This window comes from Curtobacterium sp. PhB191, assembly GCF_004346515.1.
Lineage (GTDB): Bacteria > Actinomycetota > Actinomycetes > Actinomycetales > Microbacteriaceae > Curtobacterium.
In genome coordinates this window covers 176,479-190,151 of the sequence record NZ_SMBV01000006.1, presented here as the reverse complement: position 1 = coordinate 190,151, position 13,673 = coordinate 176,479, and the positions used below count along the sequence as shown (strand labels likewise).

Sequence of the window (13,673 nt, the reverse complement as noted above, 5' to 3'; positions counted from 1 at the left end):
CAGGTCAGAAGACGGCGACGGTCATCCCGGCCGACGTGGCGGGACGGTCCATGGCGACGATCGCGCCGGGCAGGTCGTCGAAACCGATCGTCCGACCGATCGAGTCGTCCGGACGCAGTCGCCCGGTGACGACGTCGGCGAGCATCGCCGCGTACTCCCCCACGGAGATGCCGTGGCTGCCGAGCAGTTCGAGTTCATCAGCGATGACGCGGCCCATCGGGATCACCGGCTCGGCTTCGTCGTCGAGCAGCAGGCCGACCTGCACGTGACGTCCCCGAGGGCGCAGGGAAGCGACCGCTGCGACTGAGGTCGCTCGACTGCCGAAGGCGTCGATCGAGACGTGCGCGCCGCCGTCGGTGCGAGCGCGGACCGCGGCGACTGCCGCTCCGTCCATCGGCACGGTGACGGCGCCGAGTGCCGCGGCACGTTCGAGCGCCGCCGGCGAGACGTCCACCGCGACGACCTGTGCGCCCGCCGCGACCGCGACGATGATCGTCGACAGACCGACGCCGCCGCAGCCGAACACGACCACCCACTCCCGTGCGGCGACCCGACCTCGGGCGTGCAGGGCGTGGTACGCCGTCCCGAACCGGCACCCGAGCGCCGCGGCTTCGGCGAAGCCCACGGCGTCCGGGAGCGCGACCACGTTGACGTCGGCGTGCGGGATGACGACCGATTCGGCGTGGGAACCGGGCAGCGTGAACCCGGGTTGCTGCTGGCGCGTGCACACCTGGGTGGCGCCGTCGACGCACTCCGGGCACGTCCCGCAGGCGAACACGAAGGGCGCGGTCACCCGGTCACCGACCGAGACCCGGGTCACCGCGTCCCCGACGGACGTGACGACACCGGCGAACTCGTGCCCGGGGACGTGCGGCAGCGAGACGGAGTCGTCGTGCCCCTTCCAGGCGTGCCAGTCACTGCGGCACACCCCGGTGGCCGCGACCCGGACGACGACACCGTGGTCCGGTGCCACCGGATCGGGCACGTCGACGATCGACGGGGCGGATCCGAACTGGTCGTACTGGACTGCGCGCATCCCGCCATCGTCCCAGACGGTGGTGCCGCGTTGTCCACAGGCGACGGATTGGCTGTTGCCCGCCGACGGCGACCGCCGCTTCACTGGTCCCATGGACGAACCGACCGCACTGCACTTCTCCGCCGACCCCGCCGACCTCGACGTCGACCGCGTGCACCGCTGGCTCAGCGAGCAGTCGTACTGGGCACGGGGTCGCAGTCGTGCCACCCAGGACGCGATCATCGCCGGGTCCCGCAACTTCGGCGTCTACGACACGGCGACGGGTGCGCAGCTCGGGTACGCCCGGGTGATCACCGACGGGGTGACGTTCGGCTGGCTGGCCGACGTGTTCGTCGATCCGGACGCTCGTGGCCGTGGTGTCGGCGTCGCCCTCGTGCAGGGCGTGACCGAGGCGATCGAGCCACTCGGGTTGAAGCGGTTCGCCCTGTTCACCGCGGATGCGCAGGCACTGTACGAGCGGTTCGGGTTCCGTCCGCTCCCCGACCCGGAAGGCTGGATGATGCGCCCCGGGCCGGGGTTCGGCGCCGACGTGCACGACTGAGCCGGACGCCGTGACCTCAGTACTCGATGCGGCCGTCCCGGTTGTGGAACTCGCCGGTGGGCCCGTCCGGCCCGACGGTGGCGAGCGCGACGGTCGCGTCCGTGCCCTCGGTGATCGTCTGGTGGCCACCGAACCCGTTGAACTCGGTGGCGGTGTACCCGGGGTCGCTGACGTTGACGCGGAACCCCGGCAGGTTCTTCGCGTACTGCACGGTCAACGCGATCACCGCGGCCTTCGACGCGGCGTAGGGCACCGCCGGCACCGCGTACTCGTCGTGGCCCGGGGTCGTCAACCACCGCGCGAACCCGACGCCCGAGGCGACGTTCACGATCACCGGGTGGTCGGATGCCCGCAGGAGCGGGAGCGCTGCCTGCGTGACCCGGACGATGCCGGTGACGTTGGTGTCGAGCACGGCGGACATCGCGGCGGAGTCGAGGTCGTCGACGCCGAACGACGTCCCGAGGATGCCGGCGTTGTTCACGAGCACGTCGAGGACGGGGATGGTCGCGATCGCGGCGTCGATGCTGTCCTGGTCGGTCACGTCGAGCTGGACCACCTGGGCACCGAGGGCGCGTGCTTCGTCGCCGGTGGACGGATCGCGCATGCCGGCGTACACGGTGTGGCCCGCGTCGACCAGGCGGCGGACGGTCTCGAGCCCCAGGCTGCGGTTGGCTCCGGTGATGAGTGTCGTTGTCATGCCCCCACTCTCCGCCCGAGCGGCTGACTCCCCCAGGCACCGTGCGACGGTGGGACCAGCAGTACCAGGACGGACGGGAGGCGCGGGGCCAGGATGGTGGACATGAGCGAGTTCGCGAGTGTGTTGCGTTCCTGGCGCGACCGCGTCCGTCCCGAAGAGGTCGGCCTGCCGGCCGGGCCCGGCCGACGGACCCCGGGTCTCCGACGCGAGGAGCTCGCTGCGCTCGCCGGGGTGAGCGTCGACTACGTCGTCCGCCTCGAGCAGGGCCGCGCGCTGAACCCCTCACCCCAGTTGCTCGGCGCGCTCGCCACGGCGCTCCGGCTCACCGCGGCCGAGCGCGACCACCTGTGCCGGGTCGCGGGCGTCGCTCCCCCGTCGCTCCAGGTCGTCCCGCGGCACATCACACCCGGGGTGCAGCGGCTCGTCGACCGGCTCGGCGACGTCCCGATCGCGGTGTTCACGGCGACGCACGACATCGTGCTGTGGAACGACCTGTGGGCTGCGCTGAACGGTGACCCCTCGCGGGCCGTCGGGATCGAGCGCAACCTGGTGTGGCGGCACTTCATGTACGCGCACGACGGCGTCGAGTGGGACGACGAGCACCAGGAGGAGTTCTCGAGCGACCTCGCAGCGGACCTCCGTCAGGCGTCCGGACGCTACCCCGCCGACCGCGAACTGGCCGAGCTCGTCGCGCGGCTGCGCCGGGAGTCACCCGAGTTCGAACGTCGCTGGGACACCGGTCGCATCGCCGAGCACCGGGCGAGCCGCAAGCAGGTGCACACGCCCGTCGGCCCCATCGAGATCGACTGCGACGTGCTGACGGTCCCGGGCGGCGACCTGCGGATCGTCGTCTACACCGCGGTCCCCGGAACCGAGGACGCCGCCAAGCTCGACCTGCTGCGGGTCACCGGCCTCCAGCAGTTCACGACGGCGCCGTGAAGCATCCAGCACCAGCACCCTACCGATGGAGCGTCGGCCGGGTGCGCGTGCAAGAATCTGCGCATGGATGCAGATAGTAGGTGTGGCCGACACGTCGACAGTGAGTACGTCGAGCTGGCGGTCGAGGTCTTCAGCATGCTCGCCGATGCCACGCGGGTGCGGATCGTCCTGGCGCTCTCCGACGGCGAGCTGCCCGTGAACGACCTCGCCGCGCAGGTCGGCAAGTCGCCGGCAGCGGTCTCGCAGCACCTCGCCAAGCTGCGCCTCGCCCGCGTGGTCGCGACCCGGCACGAGGGCACGCGGGTCTTCTACCGCCTCACGAACGAGCACGCTCGCCAGCTCGTGTCGGACGCGATCTTCCAGGCCGAGCACCAGCTCGACGGGACCCCCGCCCACCACCACGACGGAGCCTCTCGTGCCGACCGCCCTGCATAGTCGCGGCGTCCAAGCGGCGCTGCTCTCCGCGGTGCTCTTCGGTGCAGGGACACCCGCGGCGAAGATCCTCCTCGACACGGTCAGCCCGTTCATGCTCGCCGGACTGCTCTACACGGGTTCGGGACTCGGGCTCGGCCTCATCCGGATCGTCCGACGCGCTCCGCGCGTGCACCTCGCCAGGGACGAGCAGTTGCCCCTCGCCGGAGCGATCCTCTTCGGCGGCGTCCTCGGACCGGTCCTCCTGCTGATCGGCCTCGTGAACATGCCCGCCTCAGGGGCATCGCTGCTGCTGAACGCGGAAGGCGTGGCGACGGCACTGCTGGCCTGGTTCGTGTTCCGTGAGAACTTCGACCGCCGCATCGCCCTCGGCATGCTCGCCATCGTCGCCGGCGCCGTCGTGTTGACCGTCCCGGCCGGGATCGAGTTCGTCAGCGCCTGGCCGTCGTTGGCGATCCTCGGCGCATGCTTGTCATGGGGCATCGACAACAACCTCACGAGGAAGGTCGCCATCCACGACGCGTCCTGGCTCGCCGCCGTCAAGGGCGGTGTCGCCGGGCCCGTGAACCTGCTCCTGGCCTCCCTGCTCGGCGCGCAGCTGCCGGCCATCGGGAACGTCGTCGCCGCGATGGTGGTGGGCTTCTTCGCGTACGGCGTGAGCCTGGTGCTGTTCATCGTCGCACTCCGCCACGTCGGCACCGCCCGCGCCGGCGCGTACTACTCGGTGGCCCCCTTCTTCGGCGCCGTCCTCGCGATCGTGCTCGGCGAACCCGTGACCGTGCCCTTGGTCATCGCCGGCGTCCTCATGGCCGTCGGGATCTGGCTCCACCTCACCGAGCGACACGAGCACGAGCACACCCACGAAGCCGTGACCCACGACCACTGGCACCACCACGACGAGCACCACCAGCACGAGCACGCCGAACCCGTCGCGGTCGGCACGTGGCACCGACACACGCACACTAACGAACCGATCACCCACACCCACGAGCACTACCCCGACAGCCACCACCGCCACTCCCACTGAGGTGTCTCGGTCGACGACCGGCCGTCAGGCACCACGACGCCCCCGGCCGGCGCCGAGGGCGTCAGTCAGCCGCGATCTCGCGCCATCCCCACCTCGGTGTTCCGGGTACCGACGGCAACGCCGTGCGGTGCGGCCGCTTCGATCCGTCCGAGCTCACTCGTGGAGAGGACGACGTCGGCGGCGGCGACGTTCTCCTCGACCCGAGATGCCTTCGTGGTGCCCGGGATCGGGACGGTTCCTGCCTGGATCAGCCATGCGAGAGCGAGCTGGGCGGTGGTGACGCCCTTCTCGTCGGCGATGACCTTGAGTGCGTCGACGACGCGGAGGTTCGCATCGATGGCTTCGTCGGAGAACCGTGGGAGGTTCCGGCGGGCATCGCCCTCGGGGAGGTCGTCCTTGCGGGTGACCGCACCGGAGAGGAATCCGCGGCCGAGCGGAGAGAACGGTACGAAGCCGATCCCGAGTCCTGAGGCGGCGTCGAGGACGCCGTTGTGCTCGGCGTCGCGCTCGAACAGGCTGTACTCGGATTGGATCGCGGTGATCGGGAAGGTCGCGTGCGCTCGGCGCAGTGTTGCGGCGGAGGTCTCCGAGACGCCGATGTACCGGGCCTTCCCGGCGGTGACCGCGTCGCTCATCGCCCCGATGGTGTCCTCGATCGGGACGTTCGGGTCGGCACGGTGCAGGTACCAGAGGTCGACGTGGTCGGTTCCGAGGTGCCTGAGGGAGCGGTCGATCGCGCGACGGGCATGCTCCGGGGAGCCGTCGAGGCCGATCGGTGTGCCGTCATCCGTGAAGTCCGTCGCGAACTTCGACGCGACGACCACCCGGTCACGGTCAGCGCCGAGGGCCCGTCCGACCAGCCGCTCGTTCTCGAACGGCCCGTACGCCTCAGCCGTGTCGAACAGCGTGATCCCGAGGTCGAGCGCCCGGCGGATGGTCTCGACCGAGCCGGACTCGGTCGCGCCGCCGTAGAACGCGCTCATCCCCATGCACCCGAGCCCCATCGCGGACGTGACGAGGCCCTGAGAGCCGAGAGGAATCTGCTGCATGCGTGTGCTCCGTTCGCCGCCGGATCGTTCCGGACAACCTGACCTTCCACCCTGGTGCGCACACCATGTCAAGCGCGGTACTCGATCCCGTGCTCCTTCCCGAAGTCCGCGTCGACGAGCCCGTCACGATCAGCGCCGCCGCAGGCCTGCTCGGCATCACCGTCGACACCGTCCGCTACTACGAGAAGGAAGGCATCGCGCCGGCTCCTGATCGTGGGCAGGACGGGTGGCGCCGCTACGACACGGCTGCGCTGAGCTGGCTCGCCGGGACGGTGATGCTCCGCGGTACGGGGATGAGCGTGCAGGAGATGCGCGAGTACGCGGCCGCGTACCGGGCCGGCGCCGACGATGCCGAGCGTCTTGCGCTCCTCGAACGACACCATGCGACCGTCCTCGGCCGGCAGGCCGAAGTCCAGCGGCACCTGGCCGCGCTGGAACGGAAGATCGACGCGTACCGCCGGACCATCGCTGCAAGGCGGCCCGAGACCGCGGAATCGACGGGTCCTTCGATGAGCGGTCGGAGCCATCCGGCACAGGCGGAAGGCTAGCTCCCCCGGAGCGCTTCCTCGTCCGCCGCGACGTCCTTCTGCACCGCGAACTGGGTCCGGTGCAACTCCTCGTACCGTCCGCCGACGGCCAGCAGTTCCTCGTGGGTCCCACGCTCGACGATCGAACCGTCCTCGACCACCAGGATCAGGTCCGCGCTGCGGATGGTCGACAGTCGGTGGGCGATCACCATCGCCGTCCGCCCCTCGAGCGCCTCGCTGAGCGCAGCCTGCACGGCCGCCTCGGATGTCGAGTCCAGCGCCGCGGTGGCCTCGTCGAGGATGACGACGCGCGGCTGGGCGAGCAGGAGCCTGGCGATGGTCATCCGCTGGCGCTCGCCGCCGGACAGCCGGTAGCCGCGCTCGCCGACCATCGTGTCCAGCTGGTCCGGCAGGGAGCGGATGAGCGGTTCGAGCCGCGCGCGCCGGACGGCGTCCCACACTTCGTCCTCGGTCGCCTCGGGCCGTGCGAGGCGCAGGTTGGAGCGGATGGTCTCGTGGAACAGGTGGCCGTCCTGCGTCACCATCCCCATGGTGTGTCGCATGGAGGCGAACGTGACGTCGCGGACGTCCGACCCGGCGAGTCGTACGGCGCCGCTGTCGACGTCGTACAGGCGGGAGAGCAGCTGCGCGATCGTGGACTTGCCGGCCCCGGAGGTGCCGACGAGGGCGACGGTCTGCCCCGGCTCGATCCGGAACGAGACACCGTGCAACACCTCGTCACCGCCGCGGGTGTCCAGCGTGGAGACCTCCTCGAGCGAGGCGAGGGAGACCTTGTCCGCCGATGGGTAGGCGAAGCGGACGTCGTCGAACTCGACCGCCACCGGGCCGTCGGGGACGGTGCCGGCGTCGGGCTTCTCCTGGATGAGCGGTTCGAGGTCGAGGACCTCGAAGACGCGCTCGAAGCTGACCACCGCGCTCATGATCTCCACCCGGGCGTTCGCGAGGCTGGTCAGCGGCGCGTACAGGCGGGTGAGCAGAAGGGCCAGCGTCACCACGTCGCCCGTGTTCAGTTGGCCACCGAGTGCGAGGGCGCCGCCGACCCCGTAGACGAGCGCGAGGGCGAGCGCGGAGACCAGGGTGAGGGCGGTCACGAAGACGAACTGCAGCAGGGCACTCCGCACCCCGATGTCGCGGACGCGGGCGGCGCGCACCCGGAACTCCTCTGCTTCCTCGTCGGGCCGGCCGAACAGCTTCACGAGGGTGGCGCCCGGCGCGGAGAAGCGCTCGGTCATCTGCGTGCTCATGGCGGCGTTGTGGTCGGCGGCCTCGCGACGCAGCGCGGCGAGGCGGCTGCCCATGCGCCGCGCGGGGACGAGGAAGATCGGGAGCATGACGATCGCCAGGACCGTCACGAGCCAGGACGTGCTGAGCATGACGGTCAGGGTGAGGATCAGCGCCACGAGGTTCGTGACCACGCCGGACAGCGTGCCGCTGAAGGCCTGCTGCGCGCCGATCACGTCGTTGTTGAGGCGGCTGACGAGGGCACCCGTGCGTGTGCGGGTGAAGAAGGCGATCGGCATCTTCTGCACGTGGTTGAAGACGGCGGTCCGGAGGTCCAGGATCACGCCTTCGCCGATGCGTGCCGAGAACCAGCGCGTGGCGAGCGACACCCCTGCGTCGCCCACGGCGACCAGGGCGATGACGACCGCGAGCCAGACGATCGTGCTGAGCGCGCCACGCGCAACGATGACGTCGACCACCCGGCCGGCGAGTACCGGTGTCGCGACCGCGAGGACGGCGCCCACGACGGAGAGGACGATGAAGACCACCAGCTTGGCCCGGTAGGGCACTGCGAACGTCATGATCCGCCGCACCGACTCGCGCGAGATGCCGTGCTTGCCGTCCTTGGCGGTCGAGATCTTGTACAGCGAGCTCCAGGCAACGCCTTCCATGCTCATGGCAGTCAGGATACGTCGGTCCCCGTGCCCCTCAGACCGCGGTGAACACCAACGACGCGTTCTGCCCACCGAACCCGAACGAGTTGTTCAGCGCCGCACGCATGGCCGCGGTCCGAGCCGTCCCCGACACCACGTCCAGGTCGATCGCCGGGTCCTGGTGCTGCAGGTTCAGCGTCGGCGGCACGACCCCGGTCTCGAGTGCCCGGACCGTCAGGATCGCCTCGACTGCTCCCGCCGCACCGAACATGTGCCCGATGGCGCTCTTCGGCGCGGTGACGAGCGCACCGGTCCCGACAGCACGACCGATCGCCGCTGCCTCACCGACGTCCCCGACCGGGGTCCCGGTCGCGTGCGCGTTGACGTGGTCGATGTCCGCACCGGTGAGCCCGGCCATCCGGATCGCCGCCGTCATCGCGCGCTCCTGCTCGCTGCCGTCCCCGAGCGGGGCGGTGATGTGGAACGCGTCCGACGTGATCCCCCACCCGGCAAGCGTCCCGTGCGACCGCTGTGCGCGGGCGGCGGCGTGCGAGGCCCGTTCCAGGACGACGAACCCGGCGCCCTCGCCGAGCACGAACCCGCGGCGGTCGGCGTCGAACGGTCGCGACAACGTGGTGGGGTCGTCACCGTCGGGCTTCGCGAGGGCCTGGGACTGCGCGAACGAGGCCATGGTGACCGGGGTGACCGCCGCTTCGGTGCCGCCCGCGATGACGACGTCGGCCTCCCCGGTGACGATGAGCCGCGCGGCCGTCGCGATCGCCTCGGCACCGGACGCGCACGCCGAGACGGTCGTGTACGCACCGGCGCGGGCGCCGTACTCGATGCTGATCTGCGCCGCGGCCCCGTTGGCCATGAGCATCGGGACGGTCCGGGGCGACACCCGACGCGCGCCCGAGGCGCCGAGCACGTCGTGTGCATCGAGCAACGTCTCCACTCCCCCGATGCCGGTCCCGACGACGACGGCCAGGCGGTGGCCTTCCACCGCGGGCGCGCCGGCGTCGGCCCAGGCCTCGCCGGCGGCGACGAGCGCGAGCTGCTGGCTGCGGTCGAGTCGGTTCGCCCGGACGCGACCGAGTGCGGAATCGGCGTCGAGTGCTGCGTCGGCGCCGACCATGATCGGCACCCGTTCCCAGAGCTGCCCGTCGCGGTGCAGCTCGTGCACGCCGGAGCGTCCGGCGACCAGGGCGTCCCACAGCGGCGCGACGCCGTGACCGAACGGGGAGACCGCGCCGTAGCCGGTGATGGAGATGTCCACGAGTGCCCCTTCTTGTACGTTGAACAAGTTGAGTTGTACTACGTACAATTCAGAGATGGCAACCACCGACGGCGCCCGGACGACCCGCGGCGCAGCGACCCGGGCGAGGATCCTCGCCGCGACCGCCGGACTCCTCAGCGCAGGGGCAGCCGGTGGCGCGGGCGGAGCGAGCACCGCACGCGCCGGTGGCGCGGGCGGAGCGAGCAGCGCACGCCACGCCGTCACCGTCAGCGAGATCGCCCGTGCGGCCGGGGTCTACCCGAACCAGATCACGCACCACTACGGCTCGAAGGACCGCCTCGTCCTCGACGCCGCCTTCGCGCTCTTCCTCCGCGACACCACGCGCCTGCAGGCCGCCGGTCGGCGTGCCGGGTCCGCCGACGCGTTCCGTCAGGTGCTCGCACGCACCGCACTCGCCATGCCGTCGACACTGCTCGTCGTGCGCGCGCTGGCCGCCGCCGGCGACGACGACGCCCAGCGCGAGCGCGTGCGACTCCTGCTCGCGGTCCTGTTCCGGCAGTCGGAGCGCTACCTCGAGCGCGTCGTCGCCGAGCACGGCTGGACGAGTCCGAGTGGTGTCGGCCGTGATGCCCGGACGTTCTGGAGCGCGGTGTTCGGCGCGACGCTCCTGGCCGACGCGGGCGTCACCGGCGGGCCGTCGGACCTCGACCTGGCCGGCACGGTGTCCATCCGCTGAGCGCGGGACGACGACCGGCGAGGGCTACTCGCCGAAGCCGCTCCGCACCAGCTCCACCAGCGCGTCGACCGCGACCTGCGCATCGGTCCCGCTCGCCTCGATCGACACGGTGGCGCCCTTCGGCAGTGCCAACGCCATGATCGCCAGCAGGCTCTTCGCGTCCACGCCGTTCACGCGCACCGCTGCGTCGTACTTGGCTGCCGTCTTCACGAACTCCGCCGCGGGACGGGCGTGCAGGCCGGTCTCGTTCACCAGTTCGACGCTCTCGGACGCGGCCACGTCGTCGACGCTGGCCGCCCCGCCACCCGGTCCCGGGCCTCCCGGCTGGTCACCGGACGGACGGGAGGTAGTGCTCGCGTCGTCCGCGGAGCCTGCGGCGGACGCCGCAGCAGCGAGCACTGCCTCGGCGTCACCACCCGTCTGGGCCGCGACGGCCGCGGCGACCGCGCCCTCGACGAGGGGCGCCTGCGAGACGTGCACGCGTGCGCGGACGTCGTCGTCGAGGAAGTCGAGCGCCGTGTCGGTGGTCAGGTAGGCCGAACCGAGGTCGCACAGGACGACGACGGCGTCGGCGTCGGCGAGCTCCTCGATGCCGGCGGTGATCGCCTCGAACGACGTGCCGATGCCGCCGTCGTCGGTCCCGCCCGCGGCGACGAGCGGCACGTCGGCCGCCATCTGGCGGGCGAGCTCGACGGTGCCGGAGGCGATCGCAGCGCTGTGCGAGACGATCAGGATGCCGACGGTCACGCGGCGGAACCCGTCATCGCGTGCACCGCGGCACGCAGGATGTACGCCGTCGACTGCGCACCCGGGTCGCGGTGCCCGACGGCGCGTTCGCCGAGGTAGCTCGCACGACCCTTGTGGGCGACGAGTGGTTCGGTGGCCTCGGCGCCCGAGGCGGCGGCGTCGGCCGCGGCGGCGAGCACTGCTGCCGGGTCGTCACCGGCTGCGGCGGCAGCGGTGGCGGCGTCGACCGCGGGGGTCCAGGCGTCCACCATCGTCTTGTCGCCGACGGCGGCCTTGCCGCGCGAGACCACGCCGTCGCGAGCTGCGGCGAGCACGGCGACGAGCGTGTCGGCGTCGAACTCGGTCGCGTCGCCAGCAGCCTGGGCTGCCTTCAGGTACGCGGTGCCGAACAGCGGGCCGGCGGCGCCGCCGACGGTCGAGATGAGCTTCGTCGCGACCGTCTTGAGCACGGCACCGGGTGTGTCGAAGGACCCGCCGTCGACGGCCTCGAGCACGGCGCGGAAACCGCGGTCGAGGTTCTCGCCGTGGTCCCCGTCACCGATCTCGCGGTCGAGTGTGACGAGCTCTGCCCGGTGTTCGTCGATCGTCGCAGCGGTGCGACGGACCCAGTCGATGGCCCATGCGGTGTCGAGCGCCAATGCGGTTCCCTTCGTGTTTCCGGCCCGGTGGGCTCGGTGTCGTGGTCGGTGGTCGAGCGGTCGATGTCGGCCGCTCAGCGACCCCAGCGCAGTGCCGGGGTCTCCACCGGTGCGTCCCAGAGTGCCGTGAGTTCCTCGTCGAGCACCGTGACGGTGAGCGAGAACCCCTGCATCTCGAGGGACGTGACGTAGTCGCCGACCAAACTACGCGTGACGTCGTACCCGCGGTCCGTCAGCACCTCGGCGGCGCGGCGGTAGGCGATGTACAGCTCGGACAGCGGGGTGCCGCCCATGCCGTTGACGAGCAGGAGCAGCTTCGAGCCGGCCGGGGCGTCGAGGTCGGTCAGGATCGGTTCGAGCACACGGTCGACGAGCTGGTCGGCCGGTGCCATCGGGATGCGCTCGCGCCCGGGCTCGCCGTGGATGCCGATGCCGAGTTCGACCTCGTCGTCGGCGAGCGTGAAGGACGGCTCCCCCGCGTGCGGCACGGTGCCGGACGCCAGCGCCAGGCCCATCGACCGCGTGACGTCGTTGACGTGGCGGGCGATCGCGGCGACGGCGTCGAGGTCGTCACCGCGCTCGGCCGCGGCACCGGCGCACTTCTCGACGACCACGGTGCCGGCCACGCCGCGGCGACCGGCGGTGTAGAGCGAGTCCTGCACGGCGACGTCGTCGTCGACCACGACGGCCTCGACGCGGATGTCGTCCATCTCGGCGAGCTCGGCGGCGGTCTCGAAGTTCAGGACGTCGCCGGTGTAGTTCTTCACGATGTGCAGGACGCCCGCGCCGCCGTCGACGGCCTTGGTGGCCGCGACGATCGGGTCGGGGGTCGGACTCGTGAACACCGGGCCCGGGACGGCGGCGTCGAGCATGCCGTACCCGACGAAGCCCGCGTGCAGCGGCTCGTGTCCGCTGCCGCCGCCACTGACGATGCCGACCTTGCCGGCGACGGGTGCGTCGGCGCGGTGCAGGTGGATCGGGTCCTCGACCAGGACGACGTGTCCGGCGTGTGCCCGGGCGAATCCCCGGACGGTCTCGTCGACCACGGCCTGCGGGTCGTTGATGAGCTTCTTCATGCGCGTGCCTCCACGGGTACGGGGCCGAGCCGAGGCGAACTGCACACCGCCGTCGTCGACCGGAGTGCGCCCAATCTACATCCGACGCCCGGGCGCTCGTTCGTCCGGTCTGCACGTTCGTGCAGTGCGACGGGGACGCGTCACCGGCTCGCGATCCCTCGCAGCGCACGCCGGTTGCACGTTCGTGCACGATCCCGGACTTCCCTCAGGAATCCATCGCCCCGTCGTTCTCCGCGTCACTATGCTCGGCCTCAATCACTCAACGGGGAGTGCGGCGCAGCACCACCGGACCCCCACCTCACGCACTGGAGGTCACCGATGGACGACATCGGCGTCAAGTTCCTGTCCGAGCTCGTCGGTACAGCGATGCTCATCATCCTGGGTGGCGGTGTCGTCGCCGCCGTCTCCCTCTCGAAGTCGAAGGGCTTCGGGGCCGGCTTCCTCATGGTCACGATCGGTTGGGGCTTCGCGGTCTTCGCCGGTGTCACCGTGTCGTACAAGTCGGGTGGCCAGCTCAACCCGGCTGTCAGCCTCGCCCAGGCCATCCTCGGCAACATCACCGTCGGCGCGATGCTCCTGTTCTGGCTCGCCCAGCTCATCGGTGCGGTCATCGGGGCCGTCATCGTCTGGCTCGCCTACAAGCAGCACTTCGACGAGGAGCCCGACCCCGCCGCGAAGCTCGGCGTCTTCTCCACCGGCCCCGCGATCCGGTCGTACGGCTGGAACCTCGTGACCGAGATCATCGGCACCTTCGTGCTGGTGTTCGTCGTCATCGCCTTCACCAACGGCCAGACCCCGGCGCAGCTCGGCGCGATCCCCGTCGCCTTCCTCGTGATCGCGATCGGTGTCAGCCTCGGTGGCCCGACCGGCTACGCCATCAACCCCGCCCGTGACCTCGGTCCGCGCCTCGCGCACGCCTTCCTGCCCATCAAGGGCAAGGGCTCGAGCGACTGGTCGTACGCCTGGGTGCCCGTCGTCGGACCGCTGATCGGTGGCGCCATCGCCGCCGGGCTGTCCTACGCCCTGCTGCCCGTCGTCAGCTGACCCAACCCAACCCCGGGGTGAGCGGCCCGCGATCGCGGGCCGCTCACCGCAC

At 71.2% G+C, this 13,673-nt stretch carries 15 protein-coding genes; 7 read left to right on the top strand and 8 right to left on the bottom strand.

Going from position 1 to position 13,673, the window contains the following annotated elements:
• Positions 1–4 precede the first annotated feature (4 nt).
• Positions 5–1,036 carry an alcohol dehydrogenase catalytic domain-containing protein gene (locus EDF48_RS11700; protein ID WP_131880133.1) on the bottom strand — a complete coding sequence of 344 codons (1,032 nt, stop codon included), beginning with the start codon at positions 1,034–1,036 and terminating at the stop codon, positions 5–7.
• A 91-nt stretch (positions 1,037–1,127) separates the two neighbouring features.
• On the opposite strand from EDF48_RS11700, the gene EDF48_RS11695 reads away from it, so the two are divergent.
• Positions 1,128–1,577, top strand: a complete 450-nt coding sequence (locus EDF48_RS11695; RefSeq protein ID WP_131880131.1) for a GNAT family N-acetyltransferase — start codon at positions 1,128–1,130, stop codon at positions 1,575–1,577.
• 16 nt (positions 1,578–1,593) lie between these two features.
• On the opposite strand, the gene EDF48_RS11690 is transcribed toward EDF48_RS11695, so the two are convergent.
• A complete protein-coding gene (locus EDF48_RS11690; protein ID WP_131880129.1) occupies positions 1,594–2,274 on the bottom strand; it encodes an SDR family NAD(P)-dependent oxidoreductase in 681 nt (226 codons plus the stop codon).
• A gap of 102 nt (positions 2,275–2,376) precedes the next feature.
• Between EDF48_RS11690 and EDF48_RS11685 the strand changes: the two genes are divergently transcribed.
• The 3 genes from EDF48_RS11685 (at position 2,377) to EDF48_RS11675 (ending at position 4,672) form a co-directional block, all read left to right on the top strand.
• On the top strand, positions 2,377–3,213 hold the full coding sequence (locus EDF48_RS11685; RefSeq protein WP_131880127.1) for a helix-turn-helix transcriptional regulator: 837 nt from the start codon (positions 2,377–2,379) through the stop codon (positions 3,211–3,213).
• Between the two features lie 63 nt (positions 3,214–3,276).
• The gene (locus EDF48_RS11680) at positions 3,277–3,648 is read left to right on the top strand and encodes a metalloregulator ArsR/SmtB family transcription factor (protein WP_131880125.1); all 372 of its coding nucleotides are present in this window, start codon (positions 3,277–3,279) and stop codon (positions 3,646–3,648) included.
• Entirely contained in the window at positions 3,629–4,672 is a 1,044-nt protein-coding gene (locus tag EDF48_RS11675) for a DMT family transporter (protein ID WP_131880123.1), read from the top strand. Before EDF48_RS11680 ends, EDF48_RS11675 begins: the two co-directional genes overlap by 20 nt.
• Before the next feature lie 65 nt (positions 4,673–4,737).
• Here EDF48_RS11675 and EDF48_RS11670 read toward each other — a convergent pair whose 3' ends face one another.
• Positions 4,738–5,721, bottom strand: a complete 984-nt coding sequence (locus tag EDF48_RS11670; RefSeq protein WP_131880121.1) for an aldo/keto reductase — start codon at positions 5,719–5,721, stop codon at positions 4,738–4,740.
• An 89-nt stretch (positions 5,722–5,810) separates the two neighbouring features.
• Here EDF48_RS11670 and EDF48_RS11665 point away from each other — a divergent pair, with 89 nt between their 5' ends.
• The gene (locus EDF48_RS11665; RefSeq protein ID WP_165932377.1) at positions 5,811–6,269 is read left to right on the top strand and encodes a MerR family transcriptional regulator; all 459 of its coding nucleotides are present in this window, start codon (positions 5,811–5,813) and stop codon (positions 6,267–6,269) included.
• Here the strand turns inward: EDF48_RS11665 and EDF48_RS11660 are convergent.
• Both EDF48_RS11660 and EDF48_RS11655 read right to left on the bottom strand, forming a co-directional pair.
• On the bottom strand, positions 6,266–8,167 hold the full coding sequence (locus EDF48_RS11660) for an ABC transporter ATP-binding protein (protein ID WP_131880117.1): 1,902 nt from the start codon (positions 8,165–8,167) through the stop codon (positions 6,266–6,268). The two genes, EDF48_RS11665 and EDF48_RS11660, sit on opposite strands and share 4 nt — an antisense overlap.
• A 31-nt stretch (positions 8,168–8,198) precedes the next feature.
• Complete coding sequence (locus EDF48_RS11655) at positions 8,199–9,419, bottom strand: beta-ketoacyl-[acyl-carrier-protein] synthase family protein (RefSeq protein ID WP_131880115.1); 1,221 nt, start codon at positions 9,417–9,419, stop codon at positions 8,199–8,201.
• A 55-nt stretch (positions 9,420–9,474) separates the two neighbouring features.
• On the opposite strand from EDF48_RS11655, the gene EDF48_RS11650 reads away from it, so the two are divergent.
• On the top strand, positions 9,475–10,116 hold the full coding sequence (locus EDF48_RS11650; protein WP_131880113.1) for a TetR/AcrR family transcriptional regulator C-terminal domain-containing protein: 642 nt from the start codon (positions 9,475–9,477) through the stop codon (positions 10,114–10,116).
• Positions 10,117–10,140: 24 nt separating this feature from the next.
• On the opposite strand, the gene dhaM is transcribed toward EDF48_RS11650, so the two are convergent.
• From dhaM to dhaK, 3 genes are all read right to left on the bottom strand, one after another.
• Positions 10,141–10,863: a dihydroxyacetone kinase phosphoryl donor subunit DhaM gene (gene dhaM, locus EDF48_RS11645; RefSeq protein WP_131880111.1), complete on the bottom strand. Its 723-nt coding sequence runs from the start codon at positions 10,861–10,863 to the stop codon at positions 10,141–10,143.
• The gene (dhaL, locus tag EDF48_RS11640) at positions 10,860–11,501 is read right to left on the bottom strand and encodes a dihydroxyacetone kinase subunit DhaL (protein ID WP_131880108.1); all 642 of its coding nucleotides are present in this window, start codon (positions 11,499–11,501) and stop codon (positions 10,860–10,862) included. The genes dhaM and dhaL overlap by 4 nt, the downstream gene beginning before the upstream one ends.
• 74 nt (positions 11,502–11,575) lie before the next feature.
• Positions 11,576–12,577: a dihydroxyacetone kinase subunit DhaK gene (gene dhaK, locus EDF48_RS11635; RefSeq protein ID WP_131880106.1), complete on the bottom strand. Its 1,002-nt coding sequence runs from the start codon at positions 12,575–12,577 to the stop codon at positions 11,576–11,578.
• Between the two features lie 318 nt (positions 12,578–12,895).
• Between dhaK and EDF48_RS11630 the strand changes: the two genes are divergently transcribed.
• Positions 12,896–13,621 carry an MIP/aquaporin family protein gene (locus EDF48_RS11630; protein ID WP_111084024.1) on the top strand — a complete coding sequence of 242 codons (726 nt, stop codon included), beginning with the start codon at positions 12,896–12,898 and terminating at the stop codon, positions 13,619–13,621.
• Positions 13,622–13,673 lie beyond the last annotated feature (52 nt).

Excerpts from the sequence above, each read along its gene's own strand:
- EDF48_RS11700 (WP_131880133.1), bottom strand. The coding sequence starts at position 1,036 with ATGCGCGCAGTCCAGTACGACCAGTTCGGATCCGCCCCGTCGATCGTC.
- EDF48_RS11695 (WP_131880131.1), top strand. The coding sequence starts at position 1,128 with ATGGACGAACCGACCGCACTGCACTTCTCCGCCGACCCCGCCGACCTC.
- EDF48_RS11690 (WP_131880129.1), bottom strand. The coding sequence starts at position 2,274 with ATGACAACGACACTCATCACCGGAGCCAACCGCAGCCTGGGGCTCGAG.
- EDF48_RS11685 (WP_131880127.1), top strand. The coding sequence starts at position 2,377 with ATGAGCGAGTTCGCGAGTGTGTTGCGTTCCTGGCGCGACCGCGTCCGT.
- EDF48_RS11680 (WP_131880125.1), top strand. The coding sequence starts at position 3,277 with ATGGATGCAGATAGTAGGTGTGGCCGACACGTCGACAGTGAGTACGTC.
- EDF48_RS11670 (WP_131880121.1), bottom strand. The coding sequence starts at position 5,721 with ATGCAGCAGATTCCTCTCGGCTCTCAGGGCCTCGTCACGTCCGCGATG.
- EDF48_RS11660 (WP_131880117.1), bottom strand. The coding sequence starts at position 8,167 with ATGAGCATGGAAGGCGTTGCCTGGAGCTCGCTGTACAAGATCTCGACC.
- EDF48_RS11650 (WP_131880113.1), top strand. The coding sequence starts at position 9,475 with ATGGCAACCACCGACGGCGCCCGGACGACCCGCGGCGCAGCGACCCGG.
- dhaK (WP_131880106.1), bottom strand. The coding sequence starts at position 12,577 with ATGAAGAAGCTCATCAACGACCCGCAGGCCGTGGTCGACGAGACCGTC.
- EDF48_RS11630 (WP_111084024.1), top strand. The coding sequence starts at position 12,896 with ATGGACGACATCGGCGTCAAGTTCCTGTCCGAGCTCGTCGGTACAGCG.